At 58.0% G+C, this 15,536-nt stretch carries 18 protein-coding genes and 1 tRNA gene; 10 read left to right on the top strand and 9 right to left on the bottom strand.

All coding sequences use genetic code 11. From position 1 onward, the window contains the following. Nucleotides 1-53: 53 nt before the first annotated feature. A complete protein-coding gene (locus C8D72_RS08745; protein ID WP_115854027.1) occupies nt 54-1,079 on the bottom strand; it encodes a LacI family DNA-binding transcriptional regulator in 1,026 nt (341 codons plus the stop codon). Nucleotides 1,080-1,222: 143 nt separating this feature from the next. On the opposite strand from C8D72_RS08745, the gene C8D72_RS08740 reads away from it, so the two are divergent. Then, a complete protein-coding gene (locus tag C8D72_RS08740; RefSeq protein ID WP_115854026.1) occupies nt 1,223-2,176 on the top strand; it encodes a formylglycine-generating enzyme family protein in 954 nt (317 codons plus the stop codon). A 14-nt stretch (nt 2,177-2,190) separates the two neighbouring features. Here the strand turns inward: C8D72_RS08740 and thiM are convergent, their stop codons facing one another. Next, nucleotides 2,191-3,045, bottom strand: coding sequence for a hydroxyethylthiazole kinase (thiM, locus tag C8D72_RS08735; protein WP_245955204.1), 855 nt, complete (start codon nt 3,043-3,045; stop codon nt 2,191-2,193). Nucleotides 3,046-3,109: 64 nt separating this feature from the next. Next, nucleotides 3,110-3,433: a c-type cytochrome gene (locus tag C8D72_RS08730; RefSeq protein ID WP_211308818.1), complete on the bottom strand. Its 324-nt coding sequence runs from the start codon at nt 3,431-3,433 to the stop codon at nt 3,110-3,112. 179 nt (nt 3,434-3,612) lie between these two features. On the opposite strand from C8D72_RS08730, the gene C8D72_RS08725 reads away from it, so the two are divergent. Beyond that, nucleotides 3,613-3,689 (top strand) — tRNA-Arg (locus C8D72_RS08725). A 121-nt stretch (nt 3,690-3,810) separates the two neighbouring features. On the opposite strand, the gene C8D72_RS08720 is transcribed toward C8D72_RS08725, so the two are convergent. The 3 genes from C8D72_RS08720 to C8D72_RS08710 all read right to left on the bottom strand — a co-directional run bounded on the left by C8D72_RS08720 (nt 3,811) and on the right by C8D72_RS08710 (nt 5,172). Beyond that, nucleotides 3,811-4,215: a helix-turn-helix domain-containing protein gene (locus C8D72_RS08720; RefSeq protein ID WP_115854024.1), complete on the bottom strand. Its 405-nt coding sequence runs from the start codon at nt 4,213-4,215 to the stop codon at nt 3,811-3,813. A 38-nt stretch (nt 4,216-4,253) separates the two neighbouring features. Beyond that, nucleotides 4,254-4,685 (bottom strand): fosfomycin resistance glutathione transferase, encoded by a 432-nt coding sequence (gene fos / locus C8D72_RS08715; RefSeq protein WP_115854023.1) that lies wholly within the window; start codon nt 4,683-4,685, stop codon nt 4,254-4,256. A 121-nt stretch (nt 4,686-4,806) separates the two neighbouring features. Further along, complete coding sequence (locus C8D72_RS08710; protein ID WP_115854022.1) at nt 4,807-5,172, bottom strand: avidin-fold protein; 366 nt, start codon at nt 5,170-5,172, stop codon at nt 4,807-4,809. Between the two features lie 250 nt (nt 5,173-5,422). Between C8D72_RS08710 and C8D72_RS08705 the strand changes: the two genes are divergently transcribed. From C8D72_RS08705 to C8D72_RS08675, 7 genes are all read left to right on the top strand, one after another. Continuing rightward, complete coding sequence (locus C8D72_RS08705) at nt 5,423-6,706, top strand: coiled-coil domain-containing protein (RefSeq protein WP_115854021.1); 1,284 nt, start codon at nt 5,423-5,425, stop codon at nt 6,704-6,706. A gap of 130 nt (nt 6,707-6,836) precedes the next feature. Beyond that, nucleotides 6,837-7,355: a GNAT family N-acetyltransferase gene (locus tag C8D72_RS08700; protein WP_115854020.1), complete on the top strand. Its 519-nt coding sequence runs from the start codon at nt 6,837-6,839 to the stop codon at nt 7,353-7,355. Nucleotides 7,356-7,414: 59 nt separating this feature from the next. Further along, entirely contained in the window at nt 7,415-7,981 is a 567-nt protein-coding gene (locus C8D72_RS08695; RefSeq protein ID WP_115854019.1) for an HD domain-containing protein, read from the top strand. A 177-nt stretch (nt 7,982-8,158) separates the two neighbouring features. Then, entirely contained in the window at nt 8,159-8,710 is a 552-nt protein-coding gene (locus C8D72_RS08690; RefSeq protein WP_170140550.1) for a GspH/FimT family pseudopilin, read from the top strand. Next, complete coding sequence (locus C8D72_RS08685) at nt 8,698-9,129, top strand: type IV pilus modification PilV family protein (protein WP_115854017.1); 432 nt, start codon at nt 8,698-8,700, stop codon at nt 9,127-9,129. The genes C8D72_RS08690 and C8D72_RS08685 overlap by 13 nt, the downstream gene beginning before the upstream one ends. Further along, nucleotides 9,120-9,782 (top strand): PilW family protein, encoded by a 663-nt coding sequence (locus C8D72_RS08680; RefSeq protein ID WP_115854016.1) that lies wholly within the window; start codon nt 9,120-9,122, stop codon nt 9,780-9,782. Before C8D72_RS08685 ends, C8D72_RS08680 begins: the two co-directional genes overlap by 10 nt. Beyond that, nucleotides 9,775-11,496, top strand: coding sequence for a DUF7305 domain-containing protein (locus C8D72_RS08675; RefSeq protein WP_170140548.1), 1,722 nt, complete (start codon nt 9,775-9,777; stop codon nt 11,494-11,496). Before C8D72_RS08680 ends, C8D72_RS08675 begins: the two co-directional genes overlap by 8 nt. Nucleotides 11,497-11,610: 114 nt before the next feature. Here the strand turns inward: C8D72_RS08675 and C8D72_RS08670 are convergent, their stop codons facing one another. Both C8D72_RS08670 and rluF read right to left on the bottom strand, forming a co-directional pair. Further along, nucleotides 11,611-12,447: a YrhK family protein gene (locus tag C8D72_RS08670; RefSeq protein ID WP_115854014.1), complete on the bottom strand. Its 837-nt coding sequence runs from the start codon at nt 12,445-12,447 to the stop codon at nt 11,611-11,613. Nucleotides 12,448-12,506: 59 nt separating this feature from the next. Continuing rightward, nucleotides 12,507-13,544 carry a 23S rRNA pseudouridine(2604) synthase RluF gene (rluF, locus tag C8D72_RS08665; protein WP_115854013.1) on the bottom strand — a complete coding sequence of 346 codons (1,038 nt, stop codon included), beginning with the start codon at nt 13,542-13,544 and terminating at the stop codon, nt 12,507-12,509. Between the two features lie 132 nt (nt 13,545-13,676). Between rluF and C8D72_RS08660 the strand changes: the two genes are divergently transcribed. Next, a complete protein-coding gene (locus C8D72_RS08660) occupies nt 13,677-15,002 on the top strand; it encodes a DUF2254 domain-containing protein (protein ID WP_115854012.1) in 1,326 nt (441 codons plus the stop codon). A gap of 50 nt (nt 15,003-15,052) precedes the next feature. On the opposite strand, the gene C8D72_RS08655 is transcribed toward C8D72_RS08660, so the two are convergent. Further along, the gene (locus C8D72_RS08655) at nt 15,053-15,535 is read right to left on the bottom strand and encodes a GNAT family N-acetyltransferase (RefSeq protein ID WP_170140547.1); all 483 of its coding nucleotides are present in this window, start codon (nt 15,533-15,535) and stop codon (nt 15,053-15,055) included. Between the last annotated feature and the right edge of the window lies 1 nt (nt 15,536).

The following is a 15,536-nucleotide window of genomic DNA, read 5'->3' as shown; positions in this document are numbered from 1 at the left end:
AGCGGAGTCAGGTAGATCGATCTACCAGTCACGGTATGGAGACCGGCCGGCCCTCACAATTCGACCTGTGTCTGGCCTTTTGTCGCTGAGCTACAGCCGCAGGAGGCACGCACCGCCAGTACAGGGTCCAGACGCTGCTCCCGCGGTATGTCCTGTTGTTCGAGGAGCGCCAGAATGCGCTGGGCGGCCAGCGCGCCCATCTCCTCCGGCCCGACCGTAACGGTGGTTAGCGGCGGATCATAGAGCGCGGACTCCTCGAGCCCGTCAAAGCCGATGATCGGCCAGGGGATATGGCCGGTCCGTTGACGACAGGCGGCCATCAGGGCAAAGGCGATGATATCGCTGTGACAGATCACGCCATCGGTGGCGATGGAGCTTTCCAGCCACTGCTCGGCCAGCTGCAGGCCGCCGCGTACGCTGGCGTGCCCGGCCATGTCGGCCACCAGCTCGCCACCGACCGCTTCAATGGCGTTTGTGACCCCCTGCAGCCTTTCCGTGCGCACCGAGGCCCCGCTCGGTCCTCCCAGATAGACCAGCCGCCGGCAGCCATGCACGCGGCTCAAATGCTCGGCGGCCAGGGTGCCGCCATGGACATCGTTCTGGCCGATCCAGGCCGTATCGACCCGGGGCTGGCGGGTGAGCGCCAGATCGGGCCAGTAGCCGGCCGGCAGCTCTTCCGGTTCGCCATGAGCGGGTGTCGACACCGGCACATGCACCAGCGCATCGACCGGCATTTCGCGCATCGAGCGGATCAGCGAGCGCTCGCGTTCGGGGCTGTCGAAGGTGTTGGCCAGCATGGTCAGATAGCCCGCCTCGGCCAGCGTCTGCTCGAAATGTACCGCCATGGCGGCATGAAAGGGGTTGGAAAGCTGGGTCACCAGTAGGCCCACGACGCCGCTGCGCTGCTCGCGCAGGGCTGCCGCGCCGCGGTGATAGACATAGCCCAGCGCCTGCATGGTCTGCTGGACGCGCGCACGGGTCTCGGCACTGATGCGCCCTTCGCCGCGCACGACCAGCGACGCCGTGGCACGGGAGACGCCTGCATGCTCGGCCACCTGACTCAGGGTCACTCGCTTCATGGTGCTGCCTTTTGAACGTTTTGATGGTCTTCGACCCTTGACGCCATGGCCCGGGCGATGTGCAGTAAAGGCCTATTTGAACCCATTGTAGGGCCGTGGGGGGCGGTGTGTACCGCCCATGGCCTGCCTGTCCGGAATCGATCATGACCTCAAGGCCTTCCTCCCCCTGTTGTGCTGCCTCGCGTCCGCCGGGGCACGATGAACGAGCAGCCCCTGCCATTGCCGCGCGTCAGGCGCCGACCGACACGACCGGCATGTGCTCCCTGTCCGGGGGGCGGTTTCTGATGGGCACCGATGACATCGAGGGCTTTGCGCAGGATGGCGAGGGGCCGATTCGGGAGGTGAGCGTCGCGCCGTTTCTGATCGATGCCTGCGCCGTCAGCAACGCGGCCTTTGCCGAGTTTGTCACGGCCACGGGGTATGTCACCGAGGCGGAAGATTTTGGCTGGTCGTTCGTGTTTGAAGGGCTGGTGTCACAGGGCAATCGTGAGCGCACCGTGGGCAGTGTCCCTGGCACCCCCTGGTGGCTGGCGATCGAGGGGGCGTGCTGGCATCAGCCCGAGGGCCCGGGCACGTCACTTGAGGGGCGCGAACAGCACCCGGTGATTCACGTCTCATACAACGACGCGCTGGCGTACTGCCGCTGGGTCGGCAAGCGGCTGCCGACCGAGGCCGAGTGGGAGTTCATGGCGCGCGGCGGTCTGGAACAAAAGCGCTACCCCTGGGGCGATGAGCTGATGCCCGACGGGCAGCACCGCTGCAATATCTGGCAGGGGCAATTCCCCACTCACAACACCTGTGAGGATGGCCACATGGCCACCTGCCCGGTCGATGCGTTTGCGCCCAACGGCTATGGCATCTTCAACGCCAGCGGCAATGTGTGGGAGTGGTGTGCCGACTGGTTCGGCGTGGCGCACCCGGCCCCCGTACCGGCGGACCCGACCGGCCCGGCCAGCGGTCAGGTCCGCGTCATGCGCGGCGGCTCCTATCTGTGTCACCGCTCCTACTGCAACCGCTACCGGGTCGCAGCACGTACCGGCAATACGCCGGACTCCTCGTCAGGCAATCTCGGCTTTCGCTGCGCCCTTTCCGCGTGACTCATCCGCGTGGCTCAGGCATCCAGCCAGCGCACAGCGATCAGTCCGCGCTGGCGCAGCAGCGCCTCATCGACCTGATCGAGTGCGTCCAGCCAGGCCATGGCAAAGCTGCCCGGCCCCTGGGCGTGCTCCTCGGCAAGCTCGGCGGCTACGGCGACGTGGACGTGAGCAGCCACCGCGGCGCACAACGGATCACGCACCACGGCGCAGTAGGCCGCGACGATCGCGCCAAGTGCACAGCCGGTGCCGGAGACGCGCGGCTGCCACTCGCTGCCACCGCCGACTTCAACCACCGCCTGGCCGTTGTGGTGGCGATCCAGCAGCGGGCCGACCAGCGTATCCACCGGCCCCGAGGCCGACACCGCACAGGCCTGAGCCAGCAGCTCCCGCGCGGCACCGACGGCGGTCTGGGAGCTCATGGCGCTGTCCACACCGCGCCCGTTGCCTTCCTGACCGGCCAGGCCGATGATCTCCGAGGCGTTGCCGCGCACCACCGTGGGCCGATGTTCCAGCAGCTCCAGCGCCAGACCGTGGCGCCACTTCATGCTGCCCGCGCCAATGGGGTCGAGGATCCAGGGCGTGCCGGCCTGGTGGGCACCGCTGGCGGCCTTGTGCATCGCCTTGACCTGATCGCCCTGCGGCGTGCCCAGGTTGATCAGCACTGCATTGGCCTGGGTGGCAAAGCGTCCGGCTTCCTCGGGATTATCGATCATCGCCGGCGTGGCACCCGCGGCCAGCAGCGCGTTGGCGACCAGGTTGACCGTCACGTTGTTGGTCAGACACTGCACCAGCGGCTTTTGTGCTCTCAGCGCCTGGTGCGCCTGAACGACCATGTCGATGGTGGGCTCACCGCCCGGTTGCTCACTCATGCCCATCGGGGACTCCCTTTTGTTGGCAGAAAAAACAGGGTTGTCAGAAGCATCAGGATCGACGTTACTCATCTTCCACCGGCGCGACCAGGTAATCGACCCCCGCCTTCACTTCCTCATCAGAAAGATCCTCGTTGCCGCCGCGCGCCGGCATGCCGCGAAAGCCTTCAATGGCGTGGGTGTACAGGGTCTCGCTGCCCTCATCCAGCCGCGACTGCCAGCGCTCGGCGCCGCGCTGTGGGCCGCGACCGCCATCGTGGCAGGAGGCGCAGTTGTCGTCATAGATCTGGCGGCCATCGAGGTCATCGGCGTAGGCCGTAGCGGTCGTCGTCAAAAGGCCCGCCACCATGGCCGTGGCCAGTGTCAGGGCGGTGCAGCGCTTGCGCATGGTCTCTTCCTTGAAGCTCATCGGGTCAGGGTATTTTTATGATGTGACCACCAGTATAAGAGTCCTGTGGGCACTTGCCTGCCCGACAAAACGCGCGGCCCTGCGCCCCGCCCGGGAGTGGACAGTGACCAGCGCGGGCGTTAGGATAGCGCGCTGTCTTCCCCGTGAAGACACCCCGCGCGCTTGTAGCTCAGCTGGATAGAGTACCGCCCTCCGAAGGCGGGGGTCTTGGGTTCGAATCCCAACAAGCGCGCCACTTCCTTTCCCTGCTTTATCCCTTCATTGTTTTGATACTGCTACTGAGTCCGCTCAGGGTTTTTGCGCGTCTGTTGTTTGGGGCTGGTACCACTTTGTCACTTCATGGGGCGATTCAGTCGTCATCCTCTGAAGGTCTCTGTCGAGACACCAAAACGGTCTGACAGGGCGCGCACCTGCCGCCAGTTGAGTTGACGCTTTCCGGCGAGCGTTGCCGAAACAACGGACTGAGCGCCTACCTCTGGCAGCTGCGATTGCGCGATGCCATGTTCACTCATGAGATAGCGCAGTGCTTCAATTCCGGAAACCTCCGGCATCGGTCGATGCGCCTGATCGTAGGCTTCGATCAGATCCCCCAGGCGGTCTGCCAGCACTGCAAGAAGATGGTCTTCATCGTCGCCAATGCGATCGAGAATACTGTCCAGTGTTTCTACCTTTTGGTCGTATTCCGCCTCGTTTTGAGGGGCCTGTAGCAGATGGGCGACGCAGGCCCAGTGCTGAATGGTCGATTCATTGATTGCATTCATGTTCATTCCTTCCATTGGCCCTTGTGAGCCGGTACCAGCTATCCAGCGCCGTCGCCTGGCCAGATCAGGATCTCCATTCCCGAATAGGGGTTCTGTCTACAGGCATCCAGCCTGCTGTGCAGATCACCTACATGGATTTCGAGCTTATGACCATCCGGGTCGAGAAAGTAGAACGAATCCCCTTCGCTCTGGTTTTGCCGCCACTCTTCGACGCCATGGGTCCTAAGGTGCTCGATGCTGGATACAAAATCCCCTTTCGTCACCGTGAAGGCGTAGTGCGTGTATTCGGGGTGTGGTTGGGTACTTCGCTGATTATCCAGAGTAAGGCAGAGCCACAAATCAGGAAGTGAGAGATAAGCGCCTGTATCCCATCGGGCATTCAGAATCAGTCCCAGCACATCCCGGTAAAATTCAATGCTTCTACCCAACTCGGAGACAGAGAGCGTTAGATGGTTTAGGCCTCTCAGCATATCCAGCTCCTGACGGTAGTGGCGTTTACGAAATGGTGGCCAGTATGGAATAAGCCAGAATAGCGCCCAACAGTTTCAGAAGTGAGACGCCTAAAGCGGCTGAGTTCATCAGCCAGGTATATCAGTCAGCAAGCTCGATATAGCTGGACACCCCGCCCCCTGATGCGCCCGAGAGCCAGCCCCATTCGAAGGTCAATGTGGTGCGTCCTGTCTGATCAGCACCGACGATTCCACGCGACCATCCTGCAAGCATTTCACCTTCTGTCGTCAGGCAGTGATACAGCAGTTCGATGGTATCCGGGCCTGTTACGCGGCCGATGAGATGGCCTGTTTGAATCTGGCCGCCCTGATAAGTGCCCGTGATGACTTCTTCCACCACTTGGTAATGAAACACGGTGTCTGCGCTCGAAAGCCCATGAGCGTTATCGGCGGCTGCAAAGCGTCGATCATTCAGGCGTTTATTGACTCGGGATAAAGCGTTGTCCATGGATTGTTTGTTCCTTGATTAAAGCTTGAAAGGTAGCTGTGCTTTCTTTGCCCCATTCCCCTTTTGATGCTGCTACTGAGTCTGCTCAGGGTTTTGTGAGTCCATTTCCTTAAGCCAAAAATTAGTTAAATACTCCCTAGGGGCGATGTTTTATTTTTTCTGACCGTCGTGTTGTTGGCTAAAGATATATTTTTGGCGTCCGTTAATTTTTGTTTAGATATTTTTTAAGCAGCCACTGAGTTTTTATGTCATGTCAGAGACTACATTCAAAAAGATAAACGATTACGTTAAAGAAATACGTGGCCTTTTGTCTAAAATTAAGGCGAAGGATTATGAAGGGGAATGCTTTGGTCCAGAAAAAGAGTTTGATGCTAGAGCAGTAATAGAGGGTGCGAAGGCGGTTTTGACTGATATGGCAGCGTTGATACGCAGTGGGAAAAAGTGTCTGCAAATAACTACTTATCAGGAGAGGTCAAATATAGTAGGGGATTTGGCTGAACTGCAAGATTATGTTGAAAGTCATGATCTAAATAAGATTGTTACAAAACTAAATGATTTAAAGCCATTGCTTAGAAGCTATGGTCTTCGTAATAGCAGTGCTCGCTTTGAAGAGTTCTCTCTAGAGATTAGTAATTTGCAGATCCTTAAAGGCCAACTTGATGAAAGGATGGAAGCCATAAGAGTCGAGCAAGGAGAAATAGAAAGTAAGCTTTCAGAAGCTGTTGAAAAGCATAATGAAGCTGTCGAGCTAGAAAAGAATTTTTCTGCGACAATTAATAGTATGAATACAAGAATAAATAGTTTTAATGATGCGGAAGAAAATCTGAAAAACATCTTTGACAATGCGGATCAAATAAGTTCAGAGCTTCATGAATTAAATAAGGAATCTGAAAAGCAAAGTGATGCTATCAACCTGTTTTATAAGAAAATAGATGGTAGAGAGGCACAGCTTGAAAAGCAAGAGAAAAAGACTCAAGAGTATAATGAAACGATTGAAAATATTTTAGAAGATAATAGAAACAGAGTTAAAGAGATCGAAAAAATAATAGCACAAGCAAGAGAAGCCTTGGAGTACAGTACTGCTAGAGGTATTAGTGCTGCATTTTCCGAGAAGTATAACGAAATGAAATCAGGCAAAGCTGAACTTTTCTGGGTTCTAGGTGGTGCTGCTTTTGTCCTTTTAGCTGTTGCTATAGGTGCTTGGGTGTTTTTTGATAACGAAGTTACTTATAAAAGCATTTTAGGTAGGCTTTCTTTGGTGCCAATTCTCATAGCTGCTGCCTTCTTCTGTGCCAGTCAATTTGTGAAGTTAAATAATATAAAAGAAGATTATGCATTTAAAAGTGTATTGGCTAAATCTTTGATAGGATTTTCTGATCAATTCTCTGATAATGATTCAAAAGGTGAGGAGTACAATAATTTCACTCGAAGTCTCATAGCTCAAATTCATAGGGATCCTTTAGGAAGAAAGCCAATAGGGGGGAAGATTAACGATAAGGTTGGTAACATAAAAACAAACTTCGATCAGGAGTAAATAAAGTGGCAGCTGAACCTAGAGACAATCAAGCAGAGTCGAAAAATAGTGCCCTAGAAGAAAATTAAATTTTCCAGCATATGAGATCACTCCGTAATCATTGATCGGAAGTGTTGCGGAGGCTCTGCAAATGGTGGGCAGGGCTGTTTCTCTGATGCTTTGCTCTATGGTGGGGGCCGAAGGCACAATCAGTTATAGCGAGGAAACGACCATGCATTTACGGCCTGCGCTGGAATCGGATTTCGAGTTTGCCTTCGCTGTCAAAAAGGAGGCATTGGGGCCCCACATCGCGGTGCGCTGGGGATGGGATGAAAAGTTTCAGATGGCCCTTCATCAGCAGAGATGGAGAGAAAAGCCATGGTTCATCGTCATGAGAGACGATGAGCGAATAGGCACTCTTTCACTGCTTGATGAAGGCGATACGGTACGTCTTGGCGAGTTTTATATAGAAGGGGCTCACAGAGGGCATGGGCTTGGCACCAGATTATTAAACGATGTCGTCAGGGATTGTGATGCATCGAATCAGAACATCCGACTTGAGTATTTGAAGTGGAACCCGGTGGCATCCCTGTATAAAAGACATGGTTTTGAAGTGGTCTCGGAAAACGAGATTCACTTTTTCATGCTCAGAACGGCTGAAAACAGGTAGGCCGTAGCTGCTCGCTGCATCACTCGTACCCCCTCGCACCAATACAATATGGAGCCCCCATGGACATCGAACGACTCGGCAACGGGCTGGCGTTTTTAAAGGAAGCCGAGCGGCTCAAGAGCGTGCTGCGCACGGCCTACACCACCACCGGGCGGCAGGAGGATACGGCGGCGCATACGTGGCGGCTGTGTCTGATGGCGATGACCTTCGAGCGCGAACTGGCGCCGCTGGACATGACGCGCGTTCTGAAACTCTGCGTGCTGCATGATCTGGGCGAGGCGATCCATGGCGATCAGCCGGCCATTGCGCAGGATGCCGACAAGAACACCCAGGAGCGGCTGGATCTGCTCACCGTTATGGCGCCGCTGGATGAGGCGTTAAAGCTGGAGTTTCTCACGCTGTGGGAGGACTACGAGCAGGGCACCTCGCGCGAGGCGCGGCTGGTGAAGGGGCTGGATAAGCTCGAGACCATCCTGCAGCACAGCCAGGGCGATAACCCGTCGGACTTCGATTACGCCTTTAATCTTACTTACGGTACGCGCCAGACGGATGCCGAGCCGGTGCTGACCATGCTGCGCACGCTGGTCGATGGCGAGACCCAGCGGCGCATCGATCACGCCGAGTAGCGCGTCCGCTGTCCCTTCATGCCTGACCCACCAACCCCCGGCAGCGGTGCGCTGTCGGGGGTTTGCGTATGCGGCCAGGGCAGGCCGGCCTGCGCTCAAGTTTTCCTGCCAGACCCCGATATTATGACGATAGCGGCCACCAGGGCATGTTGCCTGACGAGTCAGGAGTACGGATCGATGGCCATACGGCATTCTGGTTCAGGATTTCGCAGGGGCGCGACAGCTCATGGGGTGAACGTGCCACGCCAGCAAGGGTTTACGTTAATTGAAATGCTGATTGCGCTGTCGGTGCTGGCAGTTTTTAGCATGATTACCATCCCCGCTTATCAAAAAATGATGGCGCGTCAGGTGCTGGATGATCTTTCCAATACCCTGCTGACTTCCCTTCTTTACGCCCGAAATCAGGCTTCAACGCATAACCTTTCAGTAAAGGTCTGCCCGCGCGGGAGCGATCATGCATGCGGCCAGCACTGGAAGGAGGGCTGGCAGATCATGATGGCCGACGGCGACAAGGGGGTTCGCATTATCGATACCAGCGATATCGATGCCGGGCTGATTTCCGAGGATTACGGCTCCGGTAACAAGTCTGAAGCCATCATGTTCAATTCGATGGGATACCTTTCCTCGTCCGTCAGCGGGTTCCAGCTCAGCCATCAAGGCGATGTCCGCTATGTGTGCATCAGCATGAGCGGGCAGGCGTCTGTCAGGTCGCACGCATGCGGCCTGTAATCCGGCATGATCAGGCGGGTTTTGGCCTGCTCGAGCCGCTGATTGCCATGCTGATCATCGGTATCGCGGCCATGGGGCTTCTGGCGCTGACCACCAGAAATATGCAGCAGTCGACCCTGAGCCATGAGCGTTCCATGGCGCTTGGCCAGGCATCCAATCTGATGGAGCAGCTCTGGACCGGGCTTTGTACGCTCCCCGATCAGGGCTTTGTGACGATCGAGTCGCAGTGGCGCGAACAGATGCGCTCACCCGCAGCCAACCCCTTGTTGCAGCCCCACTGGGCGGCGGCAATCAAGCATTCGCCAGTTGATGGCGAACTGTTTTATCGGGTAGAGGCCACGATTTTCTGGGGAGGCCGCGAACAGTCCCGCCATCAGGTTGACCTGATCACGATACTGCCCCGGGTGGAATGCTCGTGACGATTAAAAGCCGTTTATCAGCGGGTAATCACGCTGCCTCAGGCAGGAACGAACGCGGCGTGACGCTGCTTGAAATGATGATCGCCCTTGCCATTGGCAGCTGGGTCATCATCGCCGTGATTGGGCTTTATCTCGCGATTGCGCGCGCCTCGCTTTTTCAGCAGGACATCAATGCTGACCAGCAGGGGCTGCAGTATGTTCAGCAGTTCTTTTCCACTCGTGTGCATCAGGCCAGTGCGGTCAATGCCGCCAGCACCCCAAGAAGCCTTGTGCTGGAACAAAGGGGCGACCCGGGCGGTAATGAGCCGGTCACCGACTGCGCCGGTCAGCTCCATGACGAGTCCGCCGAGTGGCTGGAAACCATCGTCTTTGATGATGCCCAAAGGCTTACCTGTGGTGGTGCCGTGCTGCTGGAGAACGTCGCGGATCTGTCGCTGCGCTACGGCATTGATCATGACCGGGATCACTACATAAAGGAACGTGAGTACCTGAGCGCTGATGACATCAGTGCGGCAGACTGGCCCAGAGTCGCGGCAGTGCGTATCGAGTTCAGTGTCGCCAATCACCGCGATAAAAACCCGCAACACACCCACCTGCTTTATTTCGCACTGCATCAAAAGATCCTGGCCGGAAGTGAGCGTGACCATGAATAAGGCAGGGCATCAGGGCGGGTTTTCCCTGCTGATCGCGCTGATCATCCTGTCACTGTCCCTGATGGTCGCGATGCAGGCGTTCCGGTCCGGCTTTTATCACACGCGCATGTCGGTGGATCATGCCGGCAAGACCCAGGCGATGCTGGCCGCCGAAGCGGGCGCCCTGCGGGCCTATACCCTGCTGGCGCTGGCGCCGCAGGAGACGTTGTTGAAAGCCGGGCAGCGCTGGGAAGGCGACGCCATGGCGGGTCATGTCGACGGGCTCGATCATCACGTCGTCTCTCTGGTGGAGGCTGACGGGCGAAACGGTGAAACCGCCCGTGGCATGACCGCCGAATACTGGCTCAATAGTGTGGCGCGCGAGACCAGCCCGGGGGGAGATCTTGTCACCATCAAAAGTACCGGGCGCGGCATCGATAATACCATGGCCAACATGACACTGGTGGCGCGGCTGGCGGAACAAGAGAAGGGTGTTTTTGATGTATTGATCCAGTCGCGCGGCAATATCAGCCTTGTCGGTAGCGGGAAGATAGACAGTTACGATTCCACCCAGGGGGCCTACGGTGGCAGTAACGTTAAAAGCGGTGCCCGGGTGGTGATCAAGGGTAAAAAGTCGGTACTGACGCTGGACGGTGGCTCGCCCATTGATGGTGATGTCACGGCTGAGGGGAATGTCGTACTAAACGGCTCGGCAAGGGTGACCGGCGATATCAATGCCGGGGGCAATGTCGATGTCACCGGTGGCGGCAGCAGCGTTGGCGGCAGTATCTACAGTGAAGGCGATGTCGCTTTTGCAAGCAGTGGCCGGGTAAAGGGGAGTGTCCGGGCCAACGGCGATATTACGGTCAGGAGTTATGGCGCCAGAGTCGATGGCGATGTGCAGGCCGGCGGGACCTATCACAATGTGTCCGGCGACAGTAATGTTGCCGGGGGCACGGTCACGCAAGAGCAGGGGAAAACGGTAGCGGTGAATGCTGCCGCGCCACCCGATATCGCGCTGGCGTCAGCCATGTCGGCACTTGATGGGCTGACCGGTTCCGGCAACATGAATGTCGGGCCGTGGCGTTACAACCAGGTGAATATTACCCCCACGCAAGTGTCCTATTTTGATCCGCAATATGACGTTCAGCGCTGGGTAACGGACAGCGCGTCGACACTGAACCAGGACGTCAGTGTGTTGGGCACACAATCCTCGGTGTTGAACCTGAAAAGGTTGTCAGTGTTCAGTGATGGGCATCTTTTTATCAAGGGCGGCGATGTCGTGCTTTACGTGAATGGCAATGTCGATATCAGTGACAGTGCCAGAATCACGATTGAAAAGGGCGCCACGCTGACCCTGCTGGTCACCGGTCGTTACTCCCTGGGAGGGGCGGGAGCCATAGAGACCGAATCGGAAAGGGTCATTGATGATCGAGGCAAACCGATTTTCTCCATCTACTCAAGCTACGGTAAAACCAGCGGTCAGGCAGGGGTTGCCATCAACGGTGCCGCCAGCACTTATGCCGTTATCTATGCCCCCGATACCCGGGTGGACGTGTCGGGAAGTGGCGAATTGTATGGGGCGCTGGTGGCCGGGGAGCTTACCGTGTCAGGCGCCGGCGGCGTACATTATGACGAGGCGCTCAAGGGAGCTGGCGCTGCGATCAATCATGGTGAAAACGCCGTGACAGGCTGGCACATTGAGCAAATGAGGTATTCAGGCGATCAGAAATAGGCAGCATGACGCTTCAATCACTTGATGCCCGACATTAAAAACCCCCGATCAGCCTGGCTGGTCGGGGGTTTGCGTAGGTGACCCGGGGCAGGCCGCGTGTCTATGTCATGCAGCTCAGGCGGGTTTTGCCGGTTCTACCGTGGAGCTGTCTTCATATTCAAAGTCGTCATCCAGGCTGTGCTCGGGGTCGTTGAGTTCACCGCGCATGAAGGCGAGCAGACGCTCGTCGGCTTCACTGTCCTCGGCGGTGGCGTCAAAGCGGTGGCGGATGACGATATTGGCGCGCTGATGGTTAAAGAGCCCGCCCACCATGAAAAAGACGCTGCCCACCAGAAAGAGCGAGGCCAGCAGGTTATGCAGCTGGTCGTGGTCGGCCACGCTGTCAAATCCCCACAGATAGGGGATGGAGGCGACCACGAACAGCACCGAGCCCACCACGAAGGTCACCGCGGTCAGGTTCATCAGCTGAAGGGTGAGCAGGGCGGAGGCGCGAATCACCATCATGACGTTGAGACAGGCGCCGATGAGAAAGAGCACCGAGCCGATAATGAACAGCCACGCTCCGGGCACGATCCAGTGCCACCACGATAGAAAAAACAGACTGCCCACGGCATACAGCACGGTGCCGATGATATAAACCGCCAGCGAGATGACCTCCAGAAGCTGCGAGGGCGAGACCTTCTTGCTGTCGCTCCAGAAGCGGCGCACCTCGATGACGTCGTGGGCCTGCACGACCAGATAGACCAGCGAGCCGACAAAGAACAGCCAGGCGCCGATATCCCTGATGTGTTCAAGGCGTGGGTAAAACATGACGCTGCCGACGATGAACATCACGCCGCCCAGCTCGTAGAGCACCGCGTTGATGCCTTCCCAGCGGTAATCCTTTTCGAGATTACTCTTGCCCCGGCCGGGACGGGCGCTGCGGGGGCGGTCGGTAAATAGATGCGGCATGGAAGTGGTCCTGCGGGAAAACGCAAAGTGTGGTTCGTACACTCTCGCTTGTATAGAGCTTAACGCTTCTTTTTGGGACCGGGGCGCTGACCTCGCGGGGCGCTTCTATTATCGCCGGGCTTGCCCTTGCCGGTGGGTTTGCCGTTCGCCTTGCTCGGCGCACCGGGTTTGCCGCCCGGCTTGCCACTGCTGCCGGCCTTTTTGCCGCCACCGGTGGGCTGTGGTTTGCCGGCGGGTGTGGGCTTGCCCTTGCCCTTTGAATACATCTTGTCCAGCGCAGGCTTGCCGATGCCCAGCGGGTCGGGCTTGTTCTGTCCGCTCTTTTGACCGTCCTTGCCGCGCGGCGGGCCCTTCGATCCGGCCGCTTTGGGGGCGGTCTCGGAGGTTTCGGTCAGCTCGATGAGGGTGTCGACTTCCTTTGTCGTCAGATCGCGCCAGTCGCCGATGGCCAGTCCCTTGAGCGAGACGTTCATGATCCGGGTGCGGATCAGCTGGGTGACCTCATAGCCGAAAAATTCGCACATACGGCGGATCTGGCGGTTGAGGCCCTGCACCAGCGTGATGGTGAACACGAACGTGGAGACCTTTTCGACCTGACAGCGACGGGTCATCTGGCCCAGAATCGGCACGCCGTTTTGCATGCCGTCAATGAAGTCCTGGGTGATCGGCTTGTCGACCGTGACCTGATACTCCTTTTCGTGGTTGTTGTCGGCGCGCAGGATGCGGTTGACCAGATCGCCGTTGTTGGTCAGAAAGATCAGCCCCTGGGAGTCCTTGTCCAGGCGGCCGATGGGGAAGATGCGCGCGCCGTGTTTGACGAACTCGACGATGTTGTCCTTCTCGCTTGATTCAGTGGTGCTGACGATGCCCACTGGTTTGTTGAGCGCGATCAGTATCAGGTCTTCTGCTTCCCGGGGTTCGATCTCCTGACCGTCGACCGTGACCCGATCACCGGCGACCACCTGATCGCCCGTGGTGGCGCGTCGGCCGTTGAGTCGGACCTTGCCCTGTTCCACAAGGCGGTCCGCCTCGCGCCGCGAGCACAGGCCGCTTTCACTAATGTATTTATTGATTCGGGTCGATGTTCGTAATGGCATGACGTTTCGCAGAATTAAGGGTTAAACGTGGTGCTGGAAAACAGCGGCGGCGGGTTCGGGATTTTCGCAAAGCGCCCGGCCGGCTACCGCCATGGCGCGGCACGCATCAATCAAAGGAGTTGTTCTCTCTTCATGAACACGTCACGGGTGCTCGAGTTTATCAACGGCTTTCGCAACAGTATTGCCTACCTGACCAGCCTCATCATTGCGGTTTATGTGATTGTGGGGGTAGCGGCCGTCACATTGGATGTAAAAAAACTGCCGGGCGTTCTGGACGTTCTAGATTTCGACCAGCCCGACACCGCCCGCACGCTTCTGGCCACGCTGATGGCGGGCATGATCTCGCTTTTGGTGTTCAGCTTTTCCACAGTGATGTCGGTGCTGACCCAGGCCGGCAGCAATTTCTCCAACAAGCTGGTGTTCGGCATCATGACCGAGAAGCGCCACCAGCAGGTGCTGGGGCACTATCTCGGCACCATTTTGTATCTGTTGATTCTGCTGCTGGTGCCGGCCGTTGGTGACACGCCGGACACCTGGCGCTCGCTGGCGGTGTATCTGGGCTCGGCGATGGTGATCAATAGCCTGGCCATGTTCGTGTTTTTCATTCATGGCACCTCCCAGTCGGTGCAGATCAACGCGATCACCCAGAACCTGCTGGTCTCGACCCAGCTGTCGCTGGACAGGCTCAGGAAACGCCAGGCGAGCGACGAATATATCCATCAAACCGGAGAGATCGACCTCCGGGACGGCTATCCCGTCCACTCCCGCAACAGTGGCTATATCCAGAGCGTCAATTTCGATGCGCTGGCGAGCCTCGCGCGCCGTCATGATATCGCCATCCATATTGGTTTCAGCTTTGGCGATTTCGTGGTCAAGAACTTTCCGATCCTGACGGTCGAGGCGGACAGCGCCCCGGGCGATGCGTTGATCGAGGCGATACTGGCCTGTCTGCAATATGTCGAAGGAGAGTCCACGCGGGATCATTATGTCAACGGTCTGACACAGCTGATGGAGGTCGCCATCAAGGCGCTGTCGCCGGGCATCAACGACCCCGGCACGGCGCGGCTGTGTATCCATCAGATGACTGAGCTGATGGCGCAGCGCCTGACGCTCACGCCCTGCAACAGGCGGGTGGATGACAATGGGCGCTGTCTGATCTCGTGGCACGAGGAGGGCATCGAGAGCCTGATGTTCAGGATATTTGATCCCATTCTCCATTATGGGGGCGAGGATCTGAGCATCTGCCTGTCGCTTCTCAAGGCCTTGAAAACGCTTTCCAACTTCGCGACCGCCGCCGATCAACGGGTCATTCAGGCCCACGCCGATCGCGTCATCGCGCTCATGGCCGAGCATTTTACCGCGCCGCTGGAGATCGACTTTATCGAGGCGCGACTTGCCGGCGGCATTCACCGTTTGCACCTTGCCTCCCGGCTGTCCAGCCGCTCGACATCGACCTGACGTCTGCGCTCATTCACCGAGTCGATAACGGCGCGATGAATGGGCCCGACTCATGGCGGCGTCCCAGGATCGGCAAGGCGTTTTTCCATCAGTACGCAAAAGCGGTCCGGATAGCTGACGCTGCCTGTTCTTGACCACCCGTGGCGCTCGTAGAGTTCCTGGTGGTCCGTGGTGATGAGATGCAGCCCTGTCTCGCCGCATGAACGGGCCACCTGCTCGATCGCCTCAATCAGCCGTCCGGCAATGCCGCGGCCGCGGTAGTCCGGGTGAACGAAAACGGCGGCCAGCCAGGGGCGCAGGTCCGGGCGTTGGGCGCAGTCGTTTTCAAACAGGCTGGCCATGCCGACCGGGCGGTCGCCGTGATGAGCCATCTGTGTCAATGGCAGGCCGCTGCCGTGGGCGGCGCTGGCAAACAGCAGACGAGTCTCTTCCAGCGTGCGCGGGCTGTAGACGCCCCACTGGCCGTAGGTCCAGGCGCTGCAGGCATCAATGAAGGCCGGGCGCTCCTGCAACGATGTGATCTCAATAGCCATG

The sequence above is a fragment of the Kushneria indalinina DSM 14324 genome (assembly GCF_003385845.1).
GTDB classification, from domain to species: Bacteria; Pseudomonadota; Gammaproteobacteria; order Pseudomonadales; family Halomonadaceae; genus Kushneria; species Kushneria indalinina.
This window is presented reverse-complemented; position numbering and strand designations above follow the sequence as displayed.